This is a genomic window from Rhizobium sp. WYJ-E13, from assembly GCF_018987265.1.
Lineage (GTDB): Bacteria > Pseudomonadota > Alphaproteobacteria > Rhizobiales > Rhizobiaceae > Rhizobium.
This window is the reverse complement of the sequence record NZ_CP076855.1, coordinates 197143-222770: the sequence shown is the minus strand read 5'-3', so window position 1 is coordinate 222770 and position 25628 is coordinate 197143. Positions and strand designations below refer to the sequence as shown.

Annotated in this window: 21 protein-coding genes; 12 read left to right on the top strand and 9 right to left on the bottom strand. The window is 58.4% G+C overall.

Going from position 1 to position 25628, the window contains the following annotated elements; translation table 11 throughout:
- Positions 1-291 precede the first annotated feature (291 nt).
- Positions 292-756 carry a DUF1348 family protein gene (locus KQ933_RS32395; protein ID WP_216760965.1) on the bottom strand — a complete coding sequence of 155 codons (465 nt, stop codon included), beginning with the start codon at positions 754-756 and terminating at the stop codon, positions 292-294.
- A 368-nt stretch (positions 757-1124) separates the two neighbouring features.
- Between KQ933_RS32395 and KQ933_RS32390 the strand changes: the two genes are divergently transcribed.
- Together KQ933_RS32390 and KQ933_RS32385 are read left to right on the top strand one after the other, a co-directional pair.
- A complete protein-coding gene (locus tag KQ933_RS32390; protein WP_216760963.1) occupies positions 1125-1388 on the top strand; it encodes a hypothetical protein in 264 nt (87 codons plus the stop codon).
- Between the two features lie 128 nt (positions 1389-1516).
- Positions 1517-1993, top strand: a complete 477-nt coding sequence (locus KQ933_RS32385) for a cupin domain-containing protein (RefSeq protein ID WP_216760961.1) — start codon at positions 1517-1519, stop codon at positions 1991-1993.
- A gap of 322 nt (positions 1994-2315) precedes the next feature.
- Here the strand turns inward: KQ933_RS32385 and KQ933_RS32380 are convergent, their stop codons facing one another.
- Together KQ933_RS32380 and KQ933_RS32375 are read right to left on the bottom strand one after the other, a co-directional pair.
- The gene (locus KQ933_RS32380; RefSeq protein WP_216760959.1) at positions 2316-3548 is read right to left on the bottom strand and encodes an MFS transporter; all 1233 of its coding nucleotides are present in this window, start codon (positions 3546-3548) and stop codon (positions 2316-2318) included.
- A gap of 290 nt (positions 3549-3838) precedes the next feature.
- Entirely contained in the window at positions 3839-4576 is a 738-nt protein-coding gene (locus KQ933_RS32375) for a TetR/AcrR family transcriptional regulator (RefSeq protein ID WP_216760958.1), read from the bottom strand.
- 106 nt (positions 4577-4682) lie between these two features.
- Here KQ933_RS32375 and KQ933_RS32370 point away from each other — a divergent pair, with 106 nt between their 5' ends.
- Complete coding sequence (locus KQ933_RS32370; RefSeq protein ID WP_216760956.1) at positions 4683-5597, top strand: LysR substrate-binding domain-containing protein; 915 nt, start codon at positions 4683-4685, stop codon at positions 5595-5597.
- Positions 5598-5614: 17 nt separating this feature from the next.
- Here KQ933_RS32370 and KQ933_RS32365 read toward each other — a convergent pair whose 3' ends face one another.
- From KQ933_RS32365 to KQ933_RS32355, 3 genes are read right to left on the bottom strand one after another with little or no spacing between them, the layout of a single operon-like run.
- Entirely contained in the window at positions 5615-6973 is a 1359-nt protein-coding gene (locus KQ933_RS32365) for an amidase (RefSeq protein ID WP_253958466.1), read from the bottom strand.
- The gene (locus KQ933_RS32360; RefSeq protein WP_216761325.1) at positions 6973-8091 is read right to left on the bottom strand and encodes an iron-containing alcohol dehydrogenase; all 1119 of its coding nucleotides are present in this window, start codon (positions 8089-8091) and stop codon (positions 6973-6975) included. The genes KQ933_RS32365 and KQ933_RS32360 overlap by 1 nt, the downstream gene beginning before the upstream one ends.
- Positions 8092-8130: 39 nt before the next feature.
- The gene (locus KQ933_RS32355) at positions 8131-9285 is read right to left on the bottom strand and encodes a VOC family protein (protein ID WP_253958503.1); all 1155 of its coding nucleotides are present in this window, start codon (positions 9283-9285) and stop codon (positions 8131-8133) included.
- Between the two features lie 272 nt (positions 9286-9557).
- Between KQ933_RS32355 and KQ933_RS32350 the strand changes: the two genes are divergently transcribed.
- The 3 genes from KQ933_RS32350 to KQ933_RS32340 all read left to right on the top strand — a co-directional run bounded on the left by KQ933_RS32350 (position 9558) and on the right by KQ933_RS32340 (position 12935).
- Positions 9558-11060, top strand: coding sequence for an aldehyde dehydrogenase family protein (locus KQ933_RS32350; RefSeq protein ID WP_216760952.1), 1503 nt, complete (start codon positions 9558-9560; stop codon positions 11058-11060).
- Positions 11061-11114: 54 nt separating this feature from the next.
- Positions 11115-12065 carry an amidohydrolase family protein gene (locus tag KQ933_RS32345; RefSeq protein WP_216760951.1) on the top strand — a complete coding sequence of 317 codons (951 nt, stop codon included), beginning with the start codon at positions 11115-11117 and terminating at the stop codon, positions 12063-12065.
- Between the two features lie 366 nt (positions 12066-12431).
- Positions 12432-12935: a DUF992 domain-containing protein gene (locus tag KQ933_RS32340; protein WP_253958465.1), complete on the top strand. Its 504-nt coding sequence runs from the start codon at positions 12432-12434 to the stop codon at positions 12933-12935.
- Positions 12936-13644: 709 nt separating this feature from the next.
- Here KQ933_RS32340 and KQ933_RS32335 read toward each other — a convergent pair.
- Complete coding sequence (locus KQ933_RS32335) at positions 13645-14658, bottom strand: methyltransferase (protein WP_216760949.1); 1014 nt, start codon at positions 14656-14658, stop codon at positions 13645-13647.
- Positions 14659-15174: 516 nt separating this feature from the next.
- On the opposite strand from KQ933_RS32335, the gene KQ933_RS32330 reads away from it, so the two are divergent.
- The 4 genes from KQ933_RS32330 (at position 15175) to ilvC (ending at position 18182) form a co-directional block, all read left to right on the top strand.
- On the top strand, positions 15175-15627 hold the full coding sequence (locus KQ933_RS32330; RefSeq protein ID WP_253958464.1) for a transposase: 453 nt from the start codon (positions 15175-15177) through the stop codon (positions 15625-15627).
- A gap of 91 nt (positions 15628-15718) precedes the next feature.
- On the top strand, positions 15719-16225 hold the full coding sequence (locus tag KQ933_RS32325) for a hypothetical protein (protein WP_216760947.1): 507 nt from the start codon (positions 15719-15721) through the stop codon (positions 16223-16225).
- Positions 16226-16450: 225 nt separating this feature from the next.
- On the top strand, positions 16451-17116 hold the full coding sequence (locus KQ933_RS32320) for a TetR/AcrR family transcriptional regulator (RefSeq protein WP_216760946.1): 666 nt from the start codon (positions 16451-16453) through the stop codon (positions 17114-17116).
- Between the two features lie 46 nt (positions 17117-17162).
- A complete protein-coding gene (gene ilvC / locus KQ933_RS32315) occupies positions 17163-18182 on the top strand; it encodes a ketol-acid reductoisomerase (RefSeq protein ID WP_216760944.1) in 1020 nt (339 codons plus the stop codon).
- Positions 18183-18952: 770 nt separating this feature from the next.
- On the opposite strand, the gene KQ933_RS32310 is transcribed toward ilvC, so the two are convergent.
- Together KQ933_RS32310 and KQ933_RS32305 are read right to left on the bottom strand one after the other, a co-directional pair.
- Complete coding sequence (locus KQ933_RS32310; RefSeq protein WP_216761306.1) at positions 18953-19774, bottom strand: hypothetical protein; 822 nt, start codon at positions 19772-19774, stop codon at positions 18953-18955.
- A 73-nt stretch (positions 19775-19847) separates the two neighbouring features.
- Complete coding sequence (locus KQ933_RS32305; protein WP_216761305.1) at positions 19848-20102, bottom strand: hypothetical protein; 255 nt, start codon at positions 20100-20102, stop codon at positions 19848-19850.
- Between the two features lie 470 nt (positions 20103-20572).
- Here KQ933_RS32305 and KQ933_RS32300 point away from each other — a divergent pair, with 470 nt between their 5' ends.
- Both KQ933_RS32300 and KQ933_RS32295 read left to right on the top strand, forming a co-directional pair.
- A complete protein-coding gene (locus tag KQ933_RS32300; protein ID WP_216761304.1) occupies positions 20573-21763 on the top strand; it encodes an efflux RND transporter periplasmic adaptor subunit in 1191 nt (396 codons plus the stop codon).
- Between the two features lie 119 nt (positions 21764-21882).
- A complete protein-coding gene (locus KQ933_RS32295; RefSeq protein WP_216761303.1) occupies positions 21883-25080 on the top strand; it encodes an efflux RND transporter permease subunit in 3198 nt (1065 codons plus the stop codon).
- Positions 25081-25628 lie beyond the last annotated feature (548 nt).

The following is a 25628-nucleotide window of genomic DNA, read 5'->3' as shown; positions in this document are numbered from 1 at the left end:
GTTGCCTGGCAGTCGCCGTTCGCATTGGTCGCACGAGGCGGTCGTGACAACCGCGGCCAGATTTTAGCCCGCTCGTCTGAGCCGATTGCAGCTTCTTGAACTGCCGCGGAGAGCCACTGCACCGTAGGGCTCGCGGACTGGGCAGGCGATCGCCAATAGTTGAAAGACGGGATGCGAGAGCGACGTGCTCCCGCATCTTGCTCCGACGGGCGTCTTTCATCTCCCATCAGAAGCGAGGTCGCGTTGGCTTCCCAAGGAGCAAAACATCATGCCAACTACCCATCAAACTGGTTAGAAACCAAAATCGCTGAGGCTTGGAACGTCGTCAGGACGCCGACCGAGTGGCCAATGGAACTTACGTTCGGATTCTGCGATGGGATGCTCGTTGATGCAAGCGAGGCGAACGCCCATCAGTCCGTCCTCATTGAACTCCCAGTTTTCGTTGCCATAGGCGCGGAACCACTGCCCGCTGTCATCATGGTATTCATAAGCAAATCGTACAGCGATACGGTTTTCCGTAAATGCCCACAACTCCTTGATCAGGCGGTAGTCGAGTTCACGGTTCCACTTGCGCGTAAGAAACGCCTCTGCCTCCGCCCGACCATTGGCGAATTCTGCGCGGTTGCGCCATCGCGTCTCAACTGAATAGGCGAGCGCAACCTTGGCGGCATCGCGCGAGTTCCAACCGTCTTCGGCCAGGCGCACCTTCTCGATGGCAGTTTGTTTGGTAAAAGGCGGCAGAGGGGGACGAGACATGCGCTTCTCCGTAGCGGTGTTCAGAGGTCGGTGCATCTTGCGAGGCGAGCCCGTGATGCCGGTCCTGTTGTTTGATAATGGCAGCGCCATTACTGGGGGTGAATGGCAAAATAGGGAAACGGACCATTTCACCTGGTGGAATAATGCTGGGTTTCGGCGCGCTGGGCGCCAGCGTGCATTCATTGATCATTGTGCTGCCCGCGATGGCCTCTAGGCAGCCAGTGACGCGCGGTGCCGGTTGCTCCCTGCCAGAGGCGTCTGAGAATTCCAGTTTCAATTGTCTTCATTTTCGCACTCGTGGAAATCCTTACCCAACAATGGTTCATCTAGAAAAAGGGCAGAACATTTAAGAGCGACAGGAGGAACCGTTGATCGAAACGAGGAAAACGTGCCCTATTCATAGCCCGTCGGCATCAAGCCGGTATGGCCTTCTTGAGGATCCAACCGGCTGGACTGTCTGGGATAGCGAGACAGATGGGCCAGTGCTGTTTGGTGGCGAAATCCTTTCCGGACAATCGCGCATGGTGGCCGACATCCTTCTTGCTTTTCTCGACGACATCGAGATCTCGCGTGCCGCCGGGCGACGCAGATTGTCTTCGACTTCCACAGATCCTGAGAAAAGCGGTTCGTGAATCTTGGGCGATCACGAAATTTCAAATGAAGCCAACTTGCTTTCCCCGTCATCATAGAGCAGCGCGAATGTCAGACGATTGATGGTCGCAACCGCTAGGGACTTGCAGCTCCCTTAAAAGGAACACCAATGACTGCCAGTACGTCAAAATATCAAGACAGCGACCATGTCGTCAGCATTCCGGCACTCGGGCTTGATCTGCGCGTGCGCGTACCGCCATCGCAGTCGCACGGCGTCTTTTCATTCATCGAGACAAGCCACCGCCCAGGGTTCGGTCCTCCACTTCATTCCCACCTGGAGACGGAAGTCTTTCGCGTTTTGAAAGGGCGCTATCTGTTCGAGGTGGATGAGAAGCGTTTTTATGCTGATGAGGGCGATGTCATCGTCGCGCCCGCCCGAAGCGCCCACACATTCGTAAACGTGTCCTCTGAAATGTCCTGCCTCTATATCATGATGTCGCCAGCGATGGATGCATTGCCGTTCTTCCAGGGCCTGGGCGAGTTAATGGCGGAAGGGCGACCGGCGGCAGACAAGTTGAACGAGTTCGGCCGGAAGTGGAATGTCGAGTTTCTCGGGCCTCCCCTGTCGCTCGATTCCAGCCAATAAATGTCTGCAGTGACTGCAGAACGCGCTCGCTCGTTCCCTTGGCGCTTTCATGACGCCCAACTTCGATGGCAGACAGATTCTGCGTGCAGAACAAAGCATGCTTACTGGTGAACCCTGGTCCCTCAGGATGCGGTAGCCAGCGAGCACCCGAATCCAGGTTCTTCGGATGTGGCTGGGCTTCCTAACAGGAACGGAAATGGCTTTTTGGTACGCGGTTTCCTCGCTTTCAACGAGGATAGAGGCTTCGGGACTTTCCCCACGCGCCGTGACAGCACGAACGAACGCTTGCGATTGTGGCGCCTCTAGCTCTCGAACGATCCTGCTATTGCTGCGCTGCCGGTCGAACCGTCTGCGCCGGCCGCTCCGAGCTAAACAGGCTTATTGAAACGAGTGCGAGAAGCAATTCCAGCACCGCGAATATAGCAAAAGCCATCGCAAACCCCATAGGAATCAGTATCCCGAACGCCATGCTGCCCAACCCCAGACCGACGAACAGCGTGAAAACGTTCAACCCCATGGCCTGCCCGGCGCGTTGTCCACCGAGCGCGCTGACGATGCCGCCGAAGAGTGGTTGGGTCATATCGTAGCCGAGCGATAGGACGAGCGCGATAAGCGGGACGATAACGACGGGGGGATGAAAGCAAAGGCTAAAAGCGGCAAGCGAACCGAACAGCAAGCCCATGGGTATGAGCCGGGCGCGCCCCATGTTGTCAGCAAGACGGCCGATCGCGGGGCCAAGCAAGAAGCCTGGGATACCGTAACCGAGGAGCGAAAGGCCAATTTCTACCGATCCCAGATGTTGTTCGCGTTCGAGGTACAGACCGAGCCATGTAAAAACACCGGAATGAAACATCGCATTGAGAAGGACATAGAGGTAGGTACGCGCGCCACGAGGATTGGCAAGCAACAGCTTGTAACCTGTCAAGATGTCATGGATCCGGCTGGGCATGGGCCTGGCGGTGCTGCGAATGAATGTCCGCTTTCGCAAGATCACACCCCACAGGACGAGACCCGCAAGACCGACACAAATGAACAGCCCTTGCCAGCCGATCGCCGATGCCAGGATTGCCCCGAGCGGTGAGCCGAATGCCATGCCTCCCGCCATTGCTCCAAACAACCATCCGAGCGCCCGACCTCGCTGTTCGTAGGGATAGAGCCGCCCCACAAGCGTCAAGCAGAGGGGAACAATGCCGCTTGCGCCAAGGCCGGCCATGATGCGCAAAACGATCAATTGTTCAACAGTCTGAGCCGCTGCGGTCAAGAAAGAAAATATGCAAAACGCTGCGAGCGAGCCGAGCATGACCCGATGGACACCGAAGCGGTCCGCGATTACCCCATATAGCAGTGTCGAAATACCGTAAGGAATCAGATAGGCCGGAACAACCAACCCGGCGGTTTTCTCCGATGTGTGCATGACCTGTGACAGGAGCGGGATGGTCGGGGCGACCATATAGGCCTGGAAGAAGATGACGAATGTCGTGAAGGCGAGGACTGGAAGAAGCCAGTCGCGTTGGCCTGTATCTGCCGGGGTTGAGGCGGATATTGCATCGGTCATGTGGTAAGCACTCCTCACGCTTCTGAAGGTCAGCCGTCGCGACATCAGTGCGCTCCGCAGCCTTTTCAAAGGTCGCGATAATGCGATAGGCCGCGGCGAGACTATGAAACCGACCATAGCCGATACAGGCAAGCCGCTACCATAATCCGATCGTATAGTTGCGAGTCCAAACGGGGCTTTTTCGGTGGCGCGGATGAGGGGAGCCGGTCACTGGCTGACATCAGCGCTGCGGGAAGAAAAGGCGAGGATGTTGGCCGGTCTTGTGATGCTGGCGATGCACGCGGCCGGTGCTATGAGTTTGCATTCGCGTTTTGCGAACTTGACCAGCAGACATCTTCCTCGATAGTGGCTCCGGGCGATGCATCGCCCTTCGAATATTGGTGCAGGAACATGTCTATCCCAGCCTCGACAAGCTTTCGCGTCGCGCTTGGATCAGGCCCGCCACCGAATGGCCCGTACATGATGTGCGGGGATACGATGAGACCAGCCAGTTGCAGCACGGCAAGTTCGACATCCGGGATGCGAAGGTTGGAGTGAGCGCTCAGGCTGACCAGCGCGACCCCAATGTGGTCGTGTAGGCGCGCTGGGCCAACTTCGAGCCAAACAAGTCCAAGTGCTGGCAAGCGCTGCGCATGGCCGGCAACCAGGGTACGCAGTTTCATCAGGGGCTCCGAGCGTAAGGCGCTGACCCAAGCATGGCTGATCTTGCAGAGCGCAGTACGCGCATCCACTCCGGGACTTATAGTGGCATGGATGACGTCTTCGACCTCGCGCAGCGTGCGATGCAACTCCGCCCGCACGACTTCGATGAGGAGGGAATCCTTGGTCTTGAAGTGATTGTAGATGGTTGCCTTCGAGATGCCCCCCACCGTGGCGACGCGATCGAGATTGGTTTCGGGGCCTTCCGCAAGCAGGACTGTGAGGGCGGCATCCAGGATGACCATCCGTTTCTTGGACATGCGGGGCGCTCGAACTGGCTCGACATCGACCCGGTGCGGTGCGGCAACGAACCCGTCGCTACTCTCCATCGGTCACCTCTTTGACGCCTCAAGGATCTGAGTAGGCGCGCAGTTGACAAACTAAACTGGACGGTACAGTTTAATATCAGTGAAGGCAAGAGCGAGCCACCCTGCCATGTTAAATCTCAATGACTTTCACTACTTCGTGCAGATCGTCGAGCGCGGCAGCTTCACGGCAGCTGGCATCTCGCTGAAAGTGCCAAAATCGACCTTGAGCTACCGAATGCAGCAACTGGAGCACAGTCTCGGAGTCCGATTGCTGGCGCGCACCCCAAGACGTCTTAGCATGACGGATGCCGGAAGGGATTTTTATCAGCATGCCGTCGACATGTTGCAACAGGCAACAGAAGCCGAGAACGTAGTGCGACAACGGCTTGCCGAACCGGCAGGAACCGTTCGTTTCACCTCCGCAACCGCGACCGCGCAATTTGCCATGCGCGATAAGCTGGCGGATTTCATGGCCACCTATCCGAAAGTCAACCTCGTACAGCACGTCAGTGATGACTTCGTCGATATCGTCGGCGATAATTTCGACGTTGCCATCCGCTCGCATTCGGGTCCGTTGCCGGATTCAAGCCTGGTGCAGAAACATCTTGCCTCGGTCCCGTGGATCCTCGTCGTAGGCGCCAAGTACCGTCCCGGCCACAGGCTTCCCGAAGCACCAGAAGAACTTTCGCAACATGATTCTCTTTTCATGATGCGCACAAAGGTCGCAACCTCCTGGACATTCCGCCGTCACGATAAAACCGCTTTGCAGCAGACGACCGTACAGCTAAAGCCGCGCTTTCAAAGCGATGACATGGTAGCGTTGAAACGAGCTGCGAGCGGAGGCGCGGGCATCGTGGCCCTGCCTGCTTATGTCTGCCGCGAGGAACTTGCGAATCGGGAATTGCTCCGCATCCTGCCGGACTGGACTGTCAATGAATCGACAATGACCGCACTTTTTCGCGATAGAAGAGGATTGCTTCCGTCGGTGCGCGTTTTCATAGACTGGCTGTCACGCGAACTTCCGAAGGTTACGAGCCTATGACGGCTGCCATGTCTCAATCATACGAGAGCCAGGATGTCGCTTGCATGGCGAGCAAATCTCAGCAGTGATGCGTCACGACCACGGCGGGCGACGATCTGCAACCCCACTGGCATGCCGTCTTGCAGGGGAATCGGGATGGAAATTGCCGGCAGTCCCGAAAGGTTGAAGGGCGCGGTATAGGTCATCAGCGCCTCGCGGATGCTGCCTTTCCAGTGGCCGATCTCGACATCTTCCTGGCCGACGAAGGGCGCCGTACAGGGACAGGTGGCGAGCAGAAGAAAGTCGAAGTCTTCCAGAAGGCGCTCGAGGCGGCACGTCAATGCCCTGCGGTTTGATTGAGCGAGCGCATAAGCGTCGATCGTCACCTTTCGTGCCTGACGCAGCCGTTCGACAGTCTCTGCCCCGTAGCGCGCATCGATGATCGCCTGACTGTTGCGCGAAAAATGAACAATACCTGCCTCAGTCAAAACGATCGTGGAAAAGGCCTCGAAAGCACCGTCAAACACGCCCTTGGTATCGGGTTCGGAAAGGTCTAGTTCTTTTGACAGTGCGGCGAGCGCCGCATCAACTGCGTCAGCAACGCCCTGCTCGAGTGGCACCGGGGCGATCGTGCGTATGACTGCCGCGGTGAGATGCCTATCGACCCGGTCGGCCCCGATTCCTAGAGCGTCGGCCACCAGCATTGCATCTTCGACCGAACGGGCCACGATACCCGGATGATCAAGACTGGGGGCCAGTGGGAAGATACCGTGGGATGGAAGGAGGTTGAAGGTTGGCTTGAATCCGACCGTTCCGCACAAAGCAGCTGGGATGCGCACCGAGCCGCCGGTGTCGGTCCCAATGCTGGCGGGAACCGCGCCATAGGCGACAGCAGCAGCGCCACCACCACTGGAGCCGCCCGGGATCCGCAGCTTTTGTTGAGGGTGAAGTGTGTTTCCAAAGGCCGAACTTGATGTCGTGACACCCCACGCAAATTCATGCGTAGTGGTTTTGCCGACTATGACCGCTCCAGCGTTCCTCAGCCGGCGGACGATCTCAGCATCTTGTATCGGAACATGCTCGAGAAAGGCGGGAGATCCATAGCGCGTTTCAATGCCCTTCGTATCAACGATATCCTTCACGGCAATCGGCAAGCCTTCGAGGGGGCGAGACTTCCTTTGCCTGTATCGCTTATCGCTTGCCCGCGCGTCGCTAAGTGCCTGGCCACTGGCGATCGTCGCGAATGCGTTGAGTTCGCGTTGGCACCGATCGATGCTGGTGAGCGTATCTTCGACAAGATCGACGGCGTTCCTTGAGCCGTCCTTGAAGCCTTTTAACGCCTGTTGACAGGACATGTTTCGCCAGATCGGGTCCGGCGCTCGGATCATCGCGCCCATCACCAGATACGCTCCAGGAGCGCGTCCAGTTTGTCATCCGCTTGAGTGCCAAGATCGGCCACCTCTTTCGGATAGTGCGCCCTGAGCAGCGCGGAGATCCGATGGCGCGCGTCGGGCTCGATGTCGAAAGCGCTAATGCGGTCGGCAAGTCCCAGAACCCGCACGAGTGATCCGATCCTTTTGGCCAGGAGGGCACCGGGGTCGGGTGATCGCTCCCCATCAAGGAATATGCCGAGCTTGTCGCCATAAAACAGCGAGCACGCCTCGATAACAGGCGCGAGCGTGATACAGGAGGTTGCGCTGTGTGGCAGGCCGAATGTCCCGCCAAGGATGTGGCCGATGCGATGACTGAGGCCATAGACGACGGAAGCAGGTGAGAAATAGCAGTGCCATGCAGCAAGCTGCAATTGCAAGAGGTCGTCGAGGCTAATCAGACCGGCATCGAGGGCACGCTTGCTTTCGATCGCCACTGGCCAACGGCCGAGCACCGAAAAAAACCGACCCACCCCATCGGCTGCCAGGACTGCGTGCGGATGATCGGAGCCGACCTGGCGCATGCCTTCTACAGCATGGTCGATCGCCTTGATGGCCGATGACAGCAAAAGCGAACGCGGCGTGTCGACGAGCATGGTCGGGTCAAGAACGACGAGTGTCGGCACTGTCTCAACAATAGCATAACTGCGCTTGAACTTTTCGCTGTCTCGATCTTCTGTTATCCCGAAATAATGCGAGAATTCCGAGCCGGACAAGGTTGTCGGAACAGCCGCGATCGGCAGGTAGCGCCCGGTTTGTTGATGATGCAGATAGGAAACGGCTTTTGCCGCATCGAGCACGGAGCCGCCACCGTGCGCCACGATTGATCCTGCGTCTCGTCCGATACAATAGCGCAATGCTGCAGCGACCCCGCTTTCTGGCACGTGGGCAGGAAGGTCCAACATCGTGCCGACCCTCCCTGCAAGTGATGGCCAGAAGGATGTTTCGCCCGCCGCCTTGAGTGCAGGAGCCGAAAAGATGACGGGTCTCTCGAGCCCCCAATCGGACAGACGGGGCGCTATGTCGCGTACCACGCCTTTCCCCCAAAGCACGGTTTTTTGTGGTAGCAGGTTCAACTTATCCATGGCCAATATCCATTGCGACGCTTACGGCAAATGGCAACGTCAATCGAGTAGCGGGGTCGGAGCCGGGCGGAAAGCAATCTGACGTTCGATCTGCACCCGATGTTCTTCGAGGTGATCTGGCAGGCAAAGTGTGGTGCCAAGCGTTGAAGCAGGCTCATCAACCGTGAAGTCGCTCGGAGTCGATATCGCGCAGATGTGACCGTCCGGGTCGCGAAACTGGAACAGTTTCGTATAGCGCGTGTGCTGGACCGGCGAAATCGGGACGCCGGCCCTTTGAAGACGGCGATGCTCGTTATCAAGGGCAGCGTCGTTTTCGACCTCGAGCGTGAAGTGGTGCGCCAGACCAGTTCCCAGGCGCCCCGGCTTGTAGTTGGGCAGACCCAAAAAGGTCAAAACAGAGCCCGGCATAAGGTCCTCGTGGCAGGCATAGTAGAAATGTGTGCCACCTTTTTCGTCGAGATAATCTGTCTTCTTGATCAGCGGCAGTCCGATAGTGTCGACGTAGAAACGCTCTGTGCGCTCGGCATCGCTGGAAATCGATGTGATATGGTGGAAGCCGCGCAATGCGAAATCATCGGTAATCGCCGCAATCGGCTGCGGCCATGTCTCGAAGGCAACGGCAAATTCGTCACGCCCGCCGATCAAGTTCTCCTTTGGCTGTTTGCGAAACCCAGAACCAAGAACTGCCTCGTCATGCCCAAAGCCCGGCTCGGATGTAGCGATTTCGATAATGGCACCGTCCGGATCGCGCAGATAGATAGCGTGGAAATAGTTGCGGTTATATGGCCCTGTCACGTGAATGCCGAGATCAGTGAGCCGCCGCTTCCATTTTAGCAGTCCATTTCGGTCCGGCACGTGTAAGGCGAGATGATGATTGGTTCCTGCACCCCAGCGACCTTTCGGATCTCCAGCGCGGGGTGAGGCAACGTCCTGTTTCGTTTGGCCTTCTTCCATGAAGCCCCTTTCCGGGACCATGTAGAAGATCGGGTTCCACTCTATGTAGGTGATGGTCTCCATGCGCGGGGCGGCGCCGGCGAAGCTATTAAAGCCGAACGTAATTGTTGCCAACTTCTCGTCGAGATGGTGTACCGAACGTTTGACGACCGGCAGCCCAAGGTGGTCGCGGTAGAACTGCTCAACACGGGCAAGATTTGCGGCGATGAACGTCTGACTGTTCACACCCCTGATGATCATCTGGTTCACGCAATTCTCCTCTTGATGTTTGAAAGCGGCATCGCCGTGCTGCCCTTGGCGCAATATCTAGAGAGAGATGGCGACGGGTAGAAGATCGCGATCTTGGACCCAATGTCCGATGATTTGGACATGATCGATGCACCGAAGAAAGTGAGCGCGGGCGGTTCAATGGACCGGACGATAAGTCCAACGCGCCGATCTCGCATCGGCCGCGGCCATGCTTATCCTCAACAACGGCAGCATGACTGCCTTTACGACAGAGGATCGACGACATGTTGACATCACAGGAAAAGGACATTGTGCGCCCGCAGATACCTGCAAATCTGATCGATACCCAGGCGATTGCGGGCCGGGTCTACGTCACAGGGCGTTACAGGCAGGCGATCGCGGGACAGCTCGATGTACTGGAGAAAGCAACGGGTACCAGACTGTTTGCAGCCGGTCAGGCGACCGCAGCCGATGTGGACGACGCTGCATCAAGCGCCAAGATTGCCCAGCTCAAATGGGCCGCCACACCCGGTCCCGAACGGGGAGACATCCTTCGGCGCTTTGCGAGCCTGTGTCAGCAGCACGCTGAAGAGATCATCGAATGGGTTGTTCGTGAGACCGGCGCGATCCGGGGCAAGGGAGTGTTTGAGGTCGAACTGTCGGCGCGTGAAGCTTTGGAGGCGGTCACGCTTGCAACCAAACCCTTGGGCGAACTCCTGTCACGCAATGGAGCGCGCGAGTCCCGCTTTGAACGGGTGCCGGTTGGTACGGTCGGCGTCATCACGCCGTGGAATTCGCCGATGATCCTGGCGGTTCGCTCGGTGCTTCCGGCGCTGGCGCTCGGGAACGCGGTGATCGTCAAACCCGATCCACAGACGCCTGTGACCGGCGGCTTCATGCTGGCACAGTTGCTGCACGAAGCCGGCTTGCCGGATGGGCTCTTTCACGTGCTGCCTGGCGCAGCCGATGTTGGCGAGGCGCTTGTTCGCCATCCCGGCGTCCCTATGATTTGCTTTACCGGCTCCACGCAGGTCGGAAGGCATATCGGGGCCGTTGCGGGCGGCTTGCTCAAGCGCGTTTCGCTCGAACTGGGCGGAAAAAACGCCTTCATCGTCTGCGACGACGCCGATCTCAACCGGGCTGCGATGGCTGGCGCCTTTGGCAACTTCTTTCACCAGGGCCAGATTTGTTTCACCATTGGTCGCCATCTGATAGGCGAAACCGTCTATGCGGGATATGTCGACCGTCTTGTCGAACGCGCGGGCCGGCTCAAGGTTGGCGACCCCTTCCGAGACGCGGTCCAGCTTGGGCCGATGATCAATGAAAAACAGGCGGCAAGGGCGCAAGACCTTGTTGAGCGCAGCGTCGCGATGGGCGCCAGGGTGCTGACGGGCGGCCGGCGCTGCGGACTTTTCTTCGAGCCAACCGTTGTCGAGGTGCAACCAGGCATGCCATTGTTCGACGAGGAAATCTTCGCTCCGATCGCAGCAGTCATGCCGGTTCGCGATGATGAGCAGGCAATCGCGCTCGCGAACGCCACCGAATACGGCCTCGTCGCCGCGATACAATCATCCTCGCAGCAGCGTGCAGAAGCAATCTCATCGAAGCTCGCGACGGGAATTGTCCACATCAATGACCAGCCGGTGGTGCATGAGGTTTATGGTCCGATCGGCGGCATCGGCGCATCAGGTAACGGCGCCCGTACCGGTCTGCCAGCCTGGGAACATGAATTCACCCACATGAAGTGGATCACCCGCCACTCCGTTTCTCCCAATTACCCGTTCTGAAGGGTTTTGCGAAAAATCGATAGTTCATTTTCACCAGAACGAAATGGAAGACCCATGCCAAACGGCTCATTGCTTGTCGACATCCATCATCATGCGCTGCTTCCCGATCTCACCGGCGCCGTTAGACTTGGTTCGGTCGATATACCCCCTTGGAAAATTGACGACAGTATCGCCTTCATGGACAAAGTCGGCATTGATGTTGGCGCTTTGACCCTGACATCCCCCGGCATTCCCTTCGGCGACAAGGTTAAGGCGAGAGACATTGCGCGACGTGTTAACGAGACCCTGGCCGGTTTTGTTGATCGCTATCCAACCAGGCTCCTGGCGATGGCGGCTCTGCCGCTGCCGCACATGGATGCCTCGCTCGAAGAACTGCGCTATGCAATCGATGTGTTGAAGCTTGATGGGGTCGGGGTCTTGAGCCACTATGGCGCTTACTTTGGAACGCAGCACTACGAGCCGCTTTATGGTCAGTTGCACGAACGCTCGCTTCCCGTGCATATCCATCCGACACCGCCGGTCCTGACCGCCGATCAGGATTTGGGTCTTCCTCCCTCCCTCTATGAGTACACGTTTGAATCGACACGGGTCGCTGCTGCCATCATCTACAATAATCTCTTCGCCAAATTCCCAAATCTCAAGCTCATACTCTCGCATGCCGGCGGCACTGTCCCGTTCCTGGCGAAGCGATTAAGCTACGGTCCCCAGATTACCGCGTCTCTTGCGGCCGCGGCGCCGAAGGATATTGTCGGTGAACTGGGCAAATTCTACTTTGATCTAGCGATGACAAACGCCCGCTTCAACCTGCCTGCGCTGAACGCACTGGTTGGAACCGACCGCATCCTTTATGGCAGCGATTTCCCTTTCATGCCGACCGGCTCGATCACCGAATCGATGAAGGATGCCTTCGAGTACCCGGATTTCTCTAAGATCGATCTTGTCCGGATTGGATCGCACAATGCAGCAACCTTGTTTCCCAAAATTGCGGCGCGACTGGGGCTTTAGATATGAGACCATGCGAACATCGCCTGAATGAGCACGCTCGGGCTAAGGACGAGCAACGAGGCTGCAGGTCGAGCGGTTGTCTCGACGGATTGACCCCGGGGCGATGACCATTGTGGTTAAGATCGCTGCCCGTTGTGCTCATCGAGCGTTCAAATACGGTGTCGATCACATCAAGTATTCTCCGCGACCTCGCTCGGCGCGCTTCGTCTGTCGTCCGGCATCCCGTTCAGCGTGACGATGCCTTTGTATGAGATATGGCATACGCGAGTATGATTTTCGATTCTCAACGACAGGGATAGGGTTTGGCAACTGGGATGGCTGCATGGCTGCACGTCCTCAACTCAAAGGGAATTGGAAATGCATTCGATGTCTCTGACTTCAAAACACCTTGGCACATTGGGCAAAATGGCTCTGTGTTCCACGACCCTTCTCCTGGCTGCCTTCGCGACGACCGACGTCGCGAAGGCAGAAAAAGCTCAAGTCGGCACGCTTGATTGCAACGTCTCCGTCGGCATCGGAGCAATCGTTGGTTCCAAGCAGGAGGTGGACTGTGTTTTCAAGCCATCGGCTTCAGGCCCGGATGCTCATTACACAGGAACCATTACCGATTTCGGACTTGATATCGGCAGGATAGAGCAGGGGCGGATGATCTGGTTGGTTTATAATTTGACTGCGGAAGATGTGAACCGGCTGGATGGTACCTACCGCGGCGTTGCAGCCGATGCCACTATTGGTCTTGGAGTCGGGGCAAAGGTACTTATGGGTGGTGCACGTGACAATCTTTCCCTGCAGCCAATTTCGGTGCAGGGGCAGGAGGGCGTAAATCTTGCGGTTGGTGTGGCTGCCCTGACACTGCGGAGCAATCCTTAAGCGTCGCTTGACTCTTCAAACCCATCGATATCGGATGACTTATTCTTTTTGGGGGCAACCTATGCGAAGAACCCTCTTTGGTGCGGCGTTTGTGATTGCTGCACCCCTACTGGCCGGGGCCCAGTCTCTCGGCGACATGGATAACTCGGGCCGTTTCCAGGGGATGCCGCCAGGCACAGATCGATATCACGGGTTTGGCGAACAAACTGGGTTTTCCATTCCGCTGGACCCGCCGGCACGCCAACCCACGCTCGATCGGCAGTATCAGCGACCACCTTGTCGGAGCGAGGTGAAGCGGCCGTTAAAAGAATCGCCGGCAGAAGCGCACCCCGCTCCTAGATGCCTTCGATGAGGGAAGGGAAATTGCGATTTGGCCAATGGATAGCAGCTACTGGGCCAGAGGCGGGTTGATCTTTGTGGTGATCAAAACGATGATCATGCTGATGCTGTCTGCGCGCCCAAGGGTGGCGGTGGGCGCGCAGGCGAAGCTCATGCAACATTGTGGAATGGCCCAACCGTTCTGGGCGGCTCTGTCTACTTGCTGCATCTGGCAAATGCACCCTGCTGGTCACCCGCCCGTATGATTTTTTCATTGCTGGTGGGGTTCTCCGACGCATTTTTCTCGGAGAACCCCACCAGCCGGGAGCGCGGCGGAAGCCACGTCATAAACCTGATGGATTGAGTTTCCGAGCCAGGTCTGCGAGTGACATCAATCGTGAACGACCTCTATGATGGATACAGGTGTCTTAGTCGGAATTATTCGGTTGATCTTGAATCCGGCTGCCCCCAAAAGATGCCCGTATTCGGCTCCTGATCTTTCCCGTCCGTTTGCCACAGCCAGCATGTTCATGTCCATGAATGCGGCAAATCCGGATGTTGCAGCATCGTCGAGGACCTGTTCGATGATGAAGAGCCGGCCGGACCGGGTAATCGCACTGCGGCAATTGCGAAGGATCGCAATACATTCTTCATCGTTCCAGTCATGGAGAATGAGACGCAGCACATAGAGATCGGCAGCAGGTACTTTTTCGAAGAAATCACCACCAACGAACGTGCAGCGCCCTGCCAGGTCGGTCGGCCAACGCGGTGCGGTTTCCGTGACCACGGCCGGCAGGTCAAAGACGATACCAGACAGGGCAGGGTGCTTGCGGAGAAGACCGGCAAGCACGGCTCCTCCGGAGCCGCCGAGATCAACAACAAGCGACGCCTGCCCGACTTCTAGCAGGGGCAGAATCTCCTCTCCGATGCTCGCCTCAAAATGAGTCAGGCCATGGATAAATGCCGCGCTTTCGTCAGGATTTTGTTTGTAGTATGACCAGATGTCGCCGCCCAGAACCGCCTCTGCCCTTGACCTGCCTTGACGAATCGCCTCCGGCAACTCACCCCAGCAAAGCCAATGGGCCGGCATGTTGAGGGCCATGGCCAACCCCCAGACGGAGTTGGGCGCGTCCCGATCCAACAATTTCAGTAATGGGGTGGAGAAAAACCTGTCATTCCTGTACTCAGTCAGGCCCAGAGAGCTGCAGGCACGCAGAAAGCGGAAGGTGGCGGAGGGATCCAGGCCGATCTCCTGGGCCAAGGCGTCAGAGGTCTTTCCGCCGTCAGCCAACCGGGGTGCGAGAGAGAAGGCTGCAGCCGAACGGACAAGCTGTGACGTCCAGAAGCCCGTAATCATCGAAATCATCCGTTGTGTGTCGTCGAGAGGAGGTATATCTGCCGCCATATCGATTGATCCTTCCAGATTGGTGAGTTTGTCGGCTCGACTGGGTTTTAGTGCGGCGCTGTTACCCTACGATTTCATACCGCATCATGGGCTTTCATCTGCAACGGAAGCCGGCGCTTTGAATTTGAGGACGACCACAGCTTGGGCGTACCTTTTTTGATCGCAGCATGACACGGATCGGTAGGATTTTCGCTACCGTGAATCCTTGGCGCAAATGCGGACTGCAAGCTATCGTCGCGACGACGGCTAGGACTATGTGCGCCATAATCGTGTTTAGCTGTCAGCGCTGGACCCGCGCTGTCTCGACAGCTTCGGCTCCAAGCGAGAAGATGAGCGTACGAAACCGGTATGCGAGGACCGGCCTCGGCCGAGGTCATTCGAATGCCATGACGAGACCCCTCATGCGGCCTGCATCTCATTGTTCCAACTTCGGATGGCAATTGGTTCTGGCCGGAGTATATTGACTTCATTCCCCAGTGAGGTGAAAACTCCGGGACGAACACGAGAGGCGAACCGATGACCGACGGAAGTGAACTAAACCAGGTGCTGAGTGGTGACGGTGTCGGGCGAGCGGCATCCTCGTTTCCTGGAAAGCCCCCACGCCACAACGCAGCACGAGGCCCTGGATCTCGCACCGGCGCGCGAGCAGCGATGGACAAGCCAAAGCTGAGAAAGCACAGTGAGGAAGAAAAGGTAGCGAAAATAAAGGTGATCGAAGAGCAAATCGCCGGCGGGAAAAGCACGCTCAAGGACGCGGTTAAACGAGTAGGGATCTCCGACGAGACCTACTACAAGTGGAAACGGGCCAGGGCAGCGGCGGCAAACCCAGCTTCGGTATCTGGATTCAGCGACGCGTTTGGCGACTTGCTTAAACTCGAAGAGGAAAATCAGCGATTGCGCCATAGCCTCGCCGAAAAGTTACGTCATGAGAATGCCGAGCTACGGCGCAAGCTTGGTCTCAGCGACTAGCGACCGAGACACCGCCATGACGAGCTTCATGCCGATAGCCGTTGGGTTATCGCGGGGCGTTTGCGTGAAGATCATCGAAGGCCGACATTGAATGAAGACGCAGCAGCGTAAATTTGTGGTCGAAATCAAATCCAGGCGCCGGCAAAGCAAGGCTGTCGCGCAGTCGATCTGGGGCGACACCGATTTCAAGGCACTCACCAGGCAAGTCGAAGATGACAAGCCCGATTTGTTCGCATTTGATGATGCGCGTGAGCAGATAGCTCAAACCATCATCGCACCGTTGGTTGATGATGGTGTTGTGTCACGATCGAGCGCCGCCGAGGATCCAGCTAAGGAAGCTGATGTCGTTCAAGATGATCGTGTTCCTGGGTCGACGAACGCGTTTGAAATTGAAGACATCGATCAGGACGGAAGCAAAGACCACATTCTGCAGGATTGTCCGGAGGAGTTTGGTGGGTCTGCCGATCTGAGCTTCCGAGCATTGGCCGACGAGATTGCCCAACTCGAGCTGGAAAATGCGGGGCTTCGCAGCCTTTGGGGAGTTCGTCTTCGTGAGGAGAACGTTCGCCTTCGCTCAATGCTTTCTCGCTATAGCTGACAGAATCGCGGGCCCTGATATCGCGCCGTCCGACCGTTTGCCCTGTGGGGTCGTGACCTCGCATCCGAGGCACGGCCCCTTGGTTTCAGCTGAAACAGCATCGGCGTGGCGCGACATGATTGCGTAACGACCCCCTTGTTAATAGCGGTCCAGCAATCGGAGCGGCGAGCCATGACGCGCAGGATCTATATTTTGTCACGCTGCCTTAAGGGAATACGGTAAGACGTGCCGATAAATGTCTCAGAGCCGAGTAAGTTTTCGCCGCGCCAGAACGCCGTTCTGGAGCAGGCGCTGCAGCTTCTCGCCGATGGCGGGGAGAAGGCGCTGACGACCTCGGGTGTGGCTCGCGCGGCCAACTGCTCCAAGGAAAGCCTCTACAAGTGGTTCGGCGACCGGGACGGTCTGCTGTCTGCGATGATCGCCTATCAGGCGAGCAAGGTGCGCACATTCGAGCGCAGTGGCGAGCGGCTGACCTATACGAGCCTGCACGACCATCTCGTGATCTTCGCCCGCGACCTGCTCGAGGTTTTGGCCGGCGACGTGTCGCTGGCGCTCAACCGGCTGGCGATCGGCCATGCCAGTGCACATGATTCGCATCGCGACGGCTCCAAGCTCGGCAAGCTCTTGCTCGAACGCGGCCGCCGGCAGATCGACCGTCGCGCCATGGCACTGATCGATGCGGGCAAGAGGGCATGGCTGCTGCGCTTCCATGATGCGGACGAAACCTACCATACGCTTTACGGCCTGGTTGTTTCCGATCTGCACGTGCGCATGCTGCTCGGCGAGCCGGGGCTGAAGGATACCGCGCGTCAGGCGGAGAAGGCGGTGACAGCCTTCCTGCGCCTCTACGGCACGGAGAAAGTTCTGGCGGAGATGCCGATCCTCGGCTGACCCGTTTTATACAGTCAACAAGACAAGCAAAGGGAAGGAACTTCAAATGCGCGTCTATTACGATCGTGATGCCGATCTCAACCTCATCAAGTCGAAGAAGGTCGCCGTCATCGGCTATGGTTCGCAGGGTCGTGCCCATGCGCTGAACCTCAAGGATTCCGGCGCCCAGAACGTCGTCATCGCGCTCAAGGCCGGTTCGCCGACCGTCAAGAAGGCCGAAGCCGACGGCTTCAAGGTCATGACGGTGGCCGAAGCTGCCGCCTGGGCCGATCTGATGATGATGGCGACCCCGGACGAACTGCAGGCCGACATCTACAAGGCCGACATCGCTCCGAACATCCGCGACGGCGCTGCCATCGCGTTTGCCCACGGCCTCAACGTTCACTTCGGCCTCATCGAGCCGAAGGCTTCGGTCGACGTCGTCATGATCGCCCCGAAGGGTCCGGGCCACACGGTTCGCGGCGAATACCAGAAGGGCGGCGGCGTTCCCTGCCTCGTTGCCGTTCACCAGAACGCTTCCGGCAATGCGCTTGAACTTGCACTCTCCTACGCCTGCGGCGTCGGCGGCGGCCGGTCGGGCATCATCGAAACCAACTTCCGCGAAGAGTGCGAAACCGACCTCTTCGGCGAACAGGTCGTTCTCTGCGGCGGTCTCGTCGAGCTCATCCGCGCCGGTTTCGAAACGCTTGTTGAAGCCGGTTACGCTCCGGAAATGGCCTATTTCGAATGCCTGCACGAAGTGAAGCTGATCGTCGACCTGATCTATGAAGGCGGCATCGCCAACATGAACTACTCGATCTCCAACACGGCCGAATGGGGCGAATACGTCTCCGGCCCGCGCATCATCACCGCCGAGACCAAGGCAGAGATGAAGCGCGTGCTGAAGGACATCCAGACCGGCAAGTTCACCTCCGAGTGGATGCAGGAATACCGCGCCGGCGGCTCGCGTTTCAAGGGCATCCGCCGCCTGAACGACAGCCATCAGATCGAGGAAGTCGGCACCAAGCTCCGCGCCATGATGCCCTGGATCGGCAAGAACAAGCTCGTCGACAAGTCCGTCAACTAAGCCGCTGCCCGCCGATCCAGGTCATCTTTTTGCTGCATGCCTGTGGCGATGCGGGTATTGGCATAGCAAACGGGTCGGCAAGTCTGTCAACCGAGAAGCGTTGAACAAAGCGAGGCCGGGGGTAAAGCAGGACCGCCGACCTTTTTCCTGTCGAGATCCAACAAACTCCTTGTTGAACTCTCGACCGCACCCAACACAAGCGGATGCTGGTTCGCTAACGGCCCGTCACGATAGCACCACAGGCTTCCCGAATTGACTTTACTCCAGGCACGGGCTGCCTACTGCCGTCCTTGATGAGGACGCACTCGGGCATTGGCATCGTACCGGGACTAGGCACGATGCCAACAACTCCATGCAGCTTACGCTCTGTGAGCGACAGGTTTCCTTGCTTCGTTATCTCAGCGAGGAAAGATTATGGTCGGCTTATTTACCCTCATTGAGCACCCCGAGCACAGATGTAGACATTGTGCGCCACCAGTCGAAATAGGCGTGAGATACAGGACGCGGCGGGCGACAAGCATCAGATCGCAATAGCCGAAAACCATGAAAACGATTCTAGCTGCGATTCACATACGGCCCAGCTGCTGCGTTTTAAATGCGAGCGAGTGTAGGCTGCGATGGCCACCGACGAACGGCAAGGGAATCGATTCCGGACGGAGAGCGCAGCCAGGCCGCATATGCGCACCGGGCCGCAATCAATGGCTTTGGCCAGCCGACGCGAGGGCGACAGAGATGAAGAAGGCAGGCGGCGGTGCCATTCCTCTTTGAATCTAGCGCGAGGCAGCGAAATTGATGGATGGATAGGCTTCAATAAAACCGCCGCGCTGGTAATTGCGGTAGCTTGCGTCAGCTGCCTGATGTGTTGCAGCCGGTAATCCAGTTTCTGCCATTGCCCGGCCAGGCCCCAAGTCACTCAACCGTTTCTGGATCAATGCCGCCTGCATTCCCAGACCACGATACGGCGGCAATGTGACATCGATGCCCAGCCAGGCCCCAGTTGCTTGGCGAAACATTGCTGCTGCCGCTGCAGGCCTCCCGTCTTTGTAGATGACATAGCAATGCCATCCCTGCCGTGCCGCGAGCGCCATGAGCCATGGCCTCACCTCAGGTGGAAAGCCCATCCCCTGCTGGACGATCTGCGAGAAATCCAGATCAACACCGTCTTCTTCGGATCGTCTGATCTCGAATATCATCGGCCCAGTTGATGGCGTCGTGGACAAAAACTTCATCCACCCTCTGCTGGTGTCGTAGAGATTGCGTTTTTTCAGTTGCGGGGAGGCTAGTTCTAAATCGTCTTCATCAACCTGTACGACCCAGCCAGCTGCGGCATGCTGTCGAAGCCACTGCAGGTTTGCGTTGACTTCTGATGCCTCCCGGTACCACCGTGGTGAAATGGCAAAGGCGCGGTTGAACGGGACCGCTGGAATGCGAGGGCAAGCCAACAATACGCAATGATCGCTCCTGATGTAGGAAAGACCGAGCTCCTGTCTAGTCGGCGCGGGCGCTGCCGCGACGAAGTCAATCCAAGCCCTGGCCTCGATCTCACGTATCCAATTCGCCCTTTCTGTCCGCTCCTCAGTTCCGTTACTCATTGCAATCCTCTCACTATTTGACGACTCGGGCGTGCCGCAGGTGTCGCTTCTAGCCACCGCGCGCGCACTCGGCCTATCCCAACAACGTCAACAGCCCGTTTTTAATGGCGGGAAAAAGGTTGCAATCGCAATCGGAGGCGATCAATCCTAAAGCACGAGCCGTCACGCCAAAGAAGAACCCAACGGGGGCGTAACTGGATTCCAAGGCGCGCCCGACGGAACTCTGCGAGGCGAGCGTCGCATTGCGCTCAACTGCTTCATTAGCCACGCCGCTCCGCATGATGTCTAACGCTGCCGTGGGTGCGACATGCAAGGCAAAGAGGTTCACTCAAAGTCGTGGTCCATCAACCGCACGTGAACTCGAAGAGTTTACGCCGGAGCGGTCGTGGACCGAGGAAGTTCGTAGCGGGGTGCTACAATAGTAGTACGAGCCTCCGATAATGAAATCGCGACGCAATGTGTCCCCTCTATCGTCGTGCTATGAAAATATGTTCCAAGCTCATCACCGCTCGTCTCAAGAGCATATTCCGATTCGGTTCGCCAAGTGAGGTGTGCATCGACGGATTGGAGCCCCTTGACCTTCTGGCGGGATGGGATGGGACGGAGGACAGGCAAGGCCCGTTGTCTATTCTTCCGTTGGGCTGATCGTATATTGAGGTAGTACCGACTACGCCGCCATTGGCCTATCCGTTGTTCAGGCGCCCAGGCTCTTAATCTGCAACCGCAAATTCGGTTTGGTCCGAGCTCATGTGGCACGCGTTGCGAGCCTGGGTGAAATTTTACAACAGGAGACTTTCCATGAGCTTCCATCATAAGCGCTGGGCCCTGGTGGGCGCCGGTCTGGGTGTTGCTGCGTCCGTTTCGGCCGCTGCCATCTTTTTCGAACTGCCGATGAGCGCAACCGCCACGGCCGCCTCCGAACCTGCGCAGCCTCCGGCCGTGCCGGTGACGGTTGCTGTCGTCGCCAGCCGCGACGTGACGAACTGGGAGAACTTCTCCGGTCGTCTGGAGGCTATCGACCGTGTGCAGATCCGTCCCCGCGTCGGGGGCGCCATCCAATCGGTCCATTTCCGTGAAGGTGCCTTGGTCAAGCAGGGTGACCTGCTGTTCGCCATCGATCCGGCTCCCTATCAGGCGGCCGTCTCTCAGGCGCAGGGCCAGGTCGCTTCGGCCGAAGCCAAGGTCAGCCTGGCGCAGACCGAACTCGACCGTGGCCGCCGTCTCTCGGACAACCGCACAATCTCACAGAGCGATCTCGACCAGCGCCAGAGCACGCTGGCTGAAGCCCAGGCAAGCCTGCGTTCGGCGCAGGCCGCCCTCCAGTCCGCGCAGCTTGATCTCGACTACACGCAGGTGCGCGCTCCGGTTTCCGGCCGCATCGGCAAGATCGAGGTCACGGTCGGCAACATTGTCGCTGCCGGTTCGGCTTCGCCTGAGCTGACGACGCTCGTCTCCGTCGATCCGATCTATGCAAGCTTCAACGCGAGCGAAGAGATGGTCACGAAGGCTCTTTCGGAGCTTCCGGCAACTGACGCCGCATTGCCGGCGGTTGAACAGATCCCGGTCGAAATCGGCACGCTTGCCGATGAGGGAACGCCGATCAAGGGCAAGCTTCAGCTCGTCGACAACGAAGTCGATGCTGCCAGCGGCACCATTGCCGTGCGGGCTGTCTTCGACAATCCCGGCGGCAGGCTGATCCCCGGCCAGTTCGTGCGGGTGCGCATGGGCCAGCCGAAGGCCGAGAACAAGATCGTTATCAGTGACCGCGCCGTCGGCACCGACCAGGATAAGAAGTTTGTCTTCGTCGTCGACGGTGAAAACAAGGTCAATTACCGGCAGATCCAGCTCGGCTCGCTGTTCGATGGCCAACGCGTGATCGAAGGCGGCCTCGAGGTCGGCGACAAGATCGTCGTCAATGGGTTGCAGCGCATCCGTCCGGGCGCAGTCGTCGCACCGCAGATGGAAGAGAAGGTCGCGACCGCTCAGTAAGATGCAGTCCCCTCCCTCAGGGAGGGGGGCATTGGCCGAAATAACATGACCCGCCGGCGAGCCTTCAGGCCGCCGGGGAGGGATTTTGCATCCATGTTCACCCCGGAGAGGGCTTTAAAATGAACATATCCAGATTCTTTGTCGACCGCCCGGTGTTTGCCGGTGTTCTTTCGGTCCTCATCGTGGTCGCCGGCCTGATCGGCCTCAGGGCGTTGCCGATCTCGGAATATCCCGAGGTCGTGCCGCCGTCGGTCGTCGTGCGCGCCACCTATCCCGGCGCGAACCCGACCGTCATTGCCGAAACGGTGGCCACACCGCTCGAAGAGCAGATCAACGGTGTCGAGGGCATGCTCTATATGTCCAGCCAGGCGACATCGGACGGCGTTTTGAACGTCACGGTCACCTTCAAGCTCGGCACCGACCCGGACAAGGCGCAACAGCTCGTTCAGAACCGCGTGTCGCAGGCCGAACCCCGCCTGCCGGCCGAAGTTCGTGCGCTCGGCATTACCACGGTCAAGAGCTCGCCGGACTTCATCATGGTCGTCAACCTCGTTTCCGATGGGAACAGCCATGACATCACCTATCTGCGCAATTATGCGACGCTGAACATCAAGGACCGGCTCGCCCGCATCGCCGGCGTCGGCCAGGTGCAGGTCTTCGGCGCTGGCGACTATTCGATGCGCGTGTGGATCGATCCGCAGAAGGCTGCCGAGCATAATCTTGCCGCCAGCGACATCAGTAACGCGATCAGCTCACAGAACGTCCAGGCTGCTGCCGGTATCATCGGCGCCTCTCCCAGCCAGCCGGGGGTCGATCTCCAACTCAACGTGAATGCCCAGGGCCGACTGCGCACGCCCGAGGAATTCGGCAACATCATCGTCAAGACGGGCGCCAATGGCGAAATCACCCGCCTGCGCGACGTGGCCCGGATCGAACTCGGTGCTGCCGACTACACGCTGCGTTCGCTGCTCGACGGCAAGCCGGCTGTCGCTGTCGCCGTTCTCCAGGCGCCGGGTTCGAACGCGATCGAGATCGCCGACAATGTCCGAGCGACCATGGATGAGCTGCAGCTCGCCATGCCGACAGGCGTGAAGTACGAGATCGTCTATGATACGACGAAGTTCGTTCGCGCCTCGATCGAGAAGGTCATCGACACTTTGCTCGAAGCCATCGCGCTCGTTGTTCTCGTCGTTATCCTGTTCCTGCAGACATGGCGTGCCTCGATCATTCCGCTGATTGCCGTTCCGGTATCGATCATCGGTACGTTCGCGGTCATGTATATGTTCGGCTTCTCGATCAATGCGCTCAGCCTTTTCGGCTTGGTGCTGGCGATCGGTATCGTCGTGGACGACGCGATCGTCGTCGTTGAAAACGTCGAACGCAACATCGAGGCCGGGCTCAGTCCGCGCCAGGCGACCTACAAGGCCATGAAGGAAGTCTCCGGCCCGATCATCGCGATCGCGCTGGTACTCGTCGCGGTCTTCGTGCCGCTCGCCTTCATCTCCGGCCTGTCGGGTCAGTTCTATCGCCAGTTCGCGCTGACGATCGCGATCTCGACCGTCATTTCTGCCTTCAACTCGCTGACGCTGTCTCCGGCGCTCGCTGCCCTTCTTCTGAAGGGGCATCATGCGCCGAAGGACTGGCTGACGCGGTTCATGGATGCGATCTTCGGCTGGTTCTTCCGCGGCTTCAACCGCGCTTTCGGCGCCGGTTCGAACGCCTATGGCAAGGGCGTCGGTGGTCTCGTGTCGCGCAAGAGCATCGTCATGGTGATCTACCTTGCGCTGGTCGGAGCGACCTACGGCATCTTCAATACGGTGCCGGGCGGTTTCGTGCCGTCGCAGGACAAGCAGTATCTGATCGGCTTTGCCCAGTTGCCGGATGCCGCAAGCCTCGACCGCACGGAAGACGTCATCAAGCGCATGACCGACATCGCTCTGGCGCAGCCGGGCGTTGCCAACGCGATCGCCTTCCCGGGCCTGTCGATCAACGGCTTCACCAACTCGTCGAATGCCGGCATCGTCTTCGTGACGCTGAAGGATTTCGAGGAACGCAAGACGCCCGCTCTTTCGGGCGGGGCGATTGCCATGGCCCTGAACCAGAAGTTCGGTGCCATTCAGGATGCCTTCATCGCCATGTTCCCGCCGCCGCCGGTCAACGGTCTCGGCACGACGGGCGGTTTCAAACTGCAGATCGAGGATCGAGCAGGCTTGGGCAACCAGGCGCTCGACGAAGCAACCAAGGCCGTGCTTGCCAAGGCCTACCAGACGCCCGAACTTGCCGGCCTGTTCTCCAGCTTCCAGATCAACGTGCCGCAGCTCTACGCCGATCTCGACCGTGCCAAGGCCGAACAGCTTGGGGTCTCCGTCACCGACGTCTTCCAGACGCTGCAGATCTATCTCGGTTCGCTCTACGTGAACGACTTCAACGCTTTCGGCCGCACCTACAGCGTTCGTGTACAGGCCGATGCCAAGTTCCGTGCTCAGCCGGAAGATATCGGCCAGCTGAAGGTTCGCTCGGCATCGGGCCAGATGATTCCGCTCGCAGCTCTCCTGAAGGTGGATGCAAGTACGGGTCCGGAGCGTGCGAACCGTTATAACGGCTTCCTCGCTGCCGATATCAACGGTGGTCCGGCTCCGGGCTTCTCGTCCGGGCAGGCACAGGCTGCGATCGAAAAGATCCTGAATGAGACGCTGCCTGCCGGCATCGACTTCGAGTGGACCGACCTGACTTACCAGCAGATCCTTGCCGGCAACTCCAGCGTCGTCGTCTTCCCGCTCGCCCTGCTGCTCGTCTTCCTGGTGCTCGCTGCCCAGTATGAGAGCCTGACGCTGCCACTGGCGATCATCATGATCGTACCGATGGGTGTTCTTGCCGCCTTGACCGGCGTCTGGCTCACCGGCGGAGACAACAACATCTTCACGCAGATCGGCCTCGTCGTCCTTGTCGGTCTATCGGCCAAGAACGCGATCCTGATCGTGGAATTTGCCCGCGAACTGGAGTTCGAAGGCAGGACGCCGCGGGAAGCCGCAATCGAGGCAAGCCGTCTGCGCCTGCGCCCGATCCTCATGACCTCCATGGCCTTCATCATGGGCGTCGTGCCGCTCGTAACCTCGACTGGTGCCGGTTCGGAAATGCGTGCGGCCATGGGTGTCGCGGTGTTCTCGGGTATGATCGGCGTGACCTTCTTTGGCATCTTCATGACGCCGGTGTTCTATGTGCTCCTGCGCCGGATGACGGGCAACCGTCCGCTCATCCAGCACAATGACAATCATCCGCAGGACGAAGACGACCATATGAAGGTCGCTGCGGAGTAACCGCAATGCGGTCTCATCCGTCAAAGCCGCAAGGGCCGCGTAATGGTGCCCTTGCACAATTGGAACGCAGCCGCAGGAAAACATAGCGCGTCATCGGCGGTCTGCGAAATCGAACCGGATCGCGTGTACATTACGATCTAGCTCGCCCAGTTCCTCAATCATTACCTCAACATCAATCTGTAACCCACGCCGCGCGCGGCATGCGGATAAGTACCGGCCTCGAAGTGCCTGCTTCCACCTTTCGTCAGAGACTCAAGGTGAGTACGGCTATGCTGCGCTCGGAGTATCCTTCATCATCTGCCGCCAGCGGCTGCTCCTGCGGACGCCCTCGCGTGGTACCTTCAGAAATGCCACTAATAGCTTTAATTCGCATGCCGACAGCTTAGCGTCGGCTTCTGATGGAGCTTGCTGCCATCGTCGACAACGAGGATATATTTCACGCCCAAACTTTAACACATGGCACGGTGGGCCGCAGAGACATCCCGTGACCTTGATGTCAGACCCAACTGTACGATCTGCCAATCGTCAGTTGGACTTCGTCGCTCCCC

Bases quoted from the DNA above. Each gene is read 5' to 3' on its own strand.
- KQ933_RS32395 (WP_216760965.1), bottom strand. From the start codon at position 756: ATGTCTCGTCCCCCTCTGCCGCCTTTTACCAAACAAACTGCCATCGAG.
- KQ933_RS32385 (WP_216760961.1), top strand. From the start codon at position 1,517: ATGACTGCCAGTACGTCAAAATATCAAGACAGCGACCATGTCGTCAGC.
- KQ933_RS32380 (WP_216760959.1), bottom strand. From the start codon at position 3,548: ATGACCGATGCAATATCCGCCTCAACCCCGGCAGATACAGGCCAACGC.
- KQ933_RS32375 (WP_216760958.1), bottom strand. From the start codon at position 4,576: ATGGAGAGTAGCGACGGGTTCGTTGCCGCACCGCACCGGGTCGATGTC.
- KQ933_RS32370 (WP_216760956.1), top strand. From the start codon at position 4,683: ATGTTAAATCTCAATGACTTTCACTACTTCGTGCAGATCGTCGAGCGC.
- KQ933_RS32365 (WP_253958466.1), bottom strand. From the start codon at position 6,973: ATGGGCGCGATGATCCGAGCGCCGGACCCGATCTGGCGAAACATGTCC.
- KQ933_RS32360 (WP_216761325.1), bottom strand. From the start codon at position 8,091: ATGGATAAGTTGAACCTGCTACCACAAAAAACCGTGCTTTGGGGGAAA.
- KQ933_RS32355 (WP_253958503.1), bottom strand. From the start codon at position 9,285: ATGATCATCAGGGGTGTGAACAGTCAGACGTTCATCGCCGCAAATCTT.
- KQ933_RS32350 (WP_216760952.1), top strand. From the start codon at position 9,558: ATGTTGACATCACAGGAAAAGGACATTGTGCGCCCGCAGATACCTGCA.
- KQ933_RS32345 (WP_216760951.1), top strand. From the start codon at position 11,115: ATGCCAAACGGCTCATTGCTTGTCGACATCCATCATCATGCGCTGCTT.
- KQ933_RS32340 (WP_253958465.1), top strand. From the start codon at position 12,432: ATGTCTCTGACTTCAAAACACCTTGGCACATTGGGCAAAATGGCTCTG.
- KQ933_RS32335 (WP_216760949.1), bottom strand. From the start codon at position 14,658: ATGGCGGCAGATATACCTCCTCTCGACGACACACAACGGATGATTTCG.
- KQ933_RS32330 (WP_253958464.1), top strand. From the start codon at position 15,175: ATGACCGACGGAAGTGAACTAAACCAGGTGCTGAGTGGTGACGGTGTC.
- KQ933_RS32325 (WP_216760947.1), top strand. From the start codon at position 15,719: ATGAAGACGCAGCAGCGTAAATTTGTGGTCGAAATCAAATCCAGGCGC.
- ilvC (WP_216760944.1), top strand. From the start codon at position 17,163: ATGCGCGTCTATTACGATCGTGATGCCGATCTCAACCTCATCAAGTCG.
- KQ933_RS32310 (WP_216761306.1), bottom strand. From the start codon at position 19,774: ATGAGTAACGGAACTGAGGAGCGGACAGAAAGGGCGAATTGGATACGT.
- KQ933_RS32300 (WP_216761304.1), top strand. From the start codon at position 20,573: ATGAGCTTCCATCATAAGCGCTGGGCCCTGGTGGGCGCCGGTCTGGGT.
- KQ933_RS32295 (WP_216761303.1), top strand. From the start codon at position 21,883: ATGAACATATCCAGATTCTTTGTCGACCGCCCGGTGTTTGCCGGTGTT.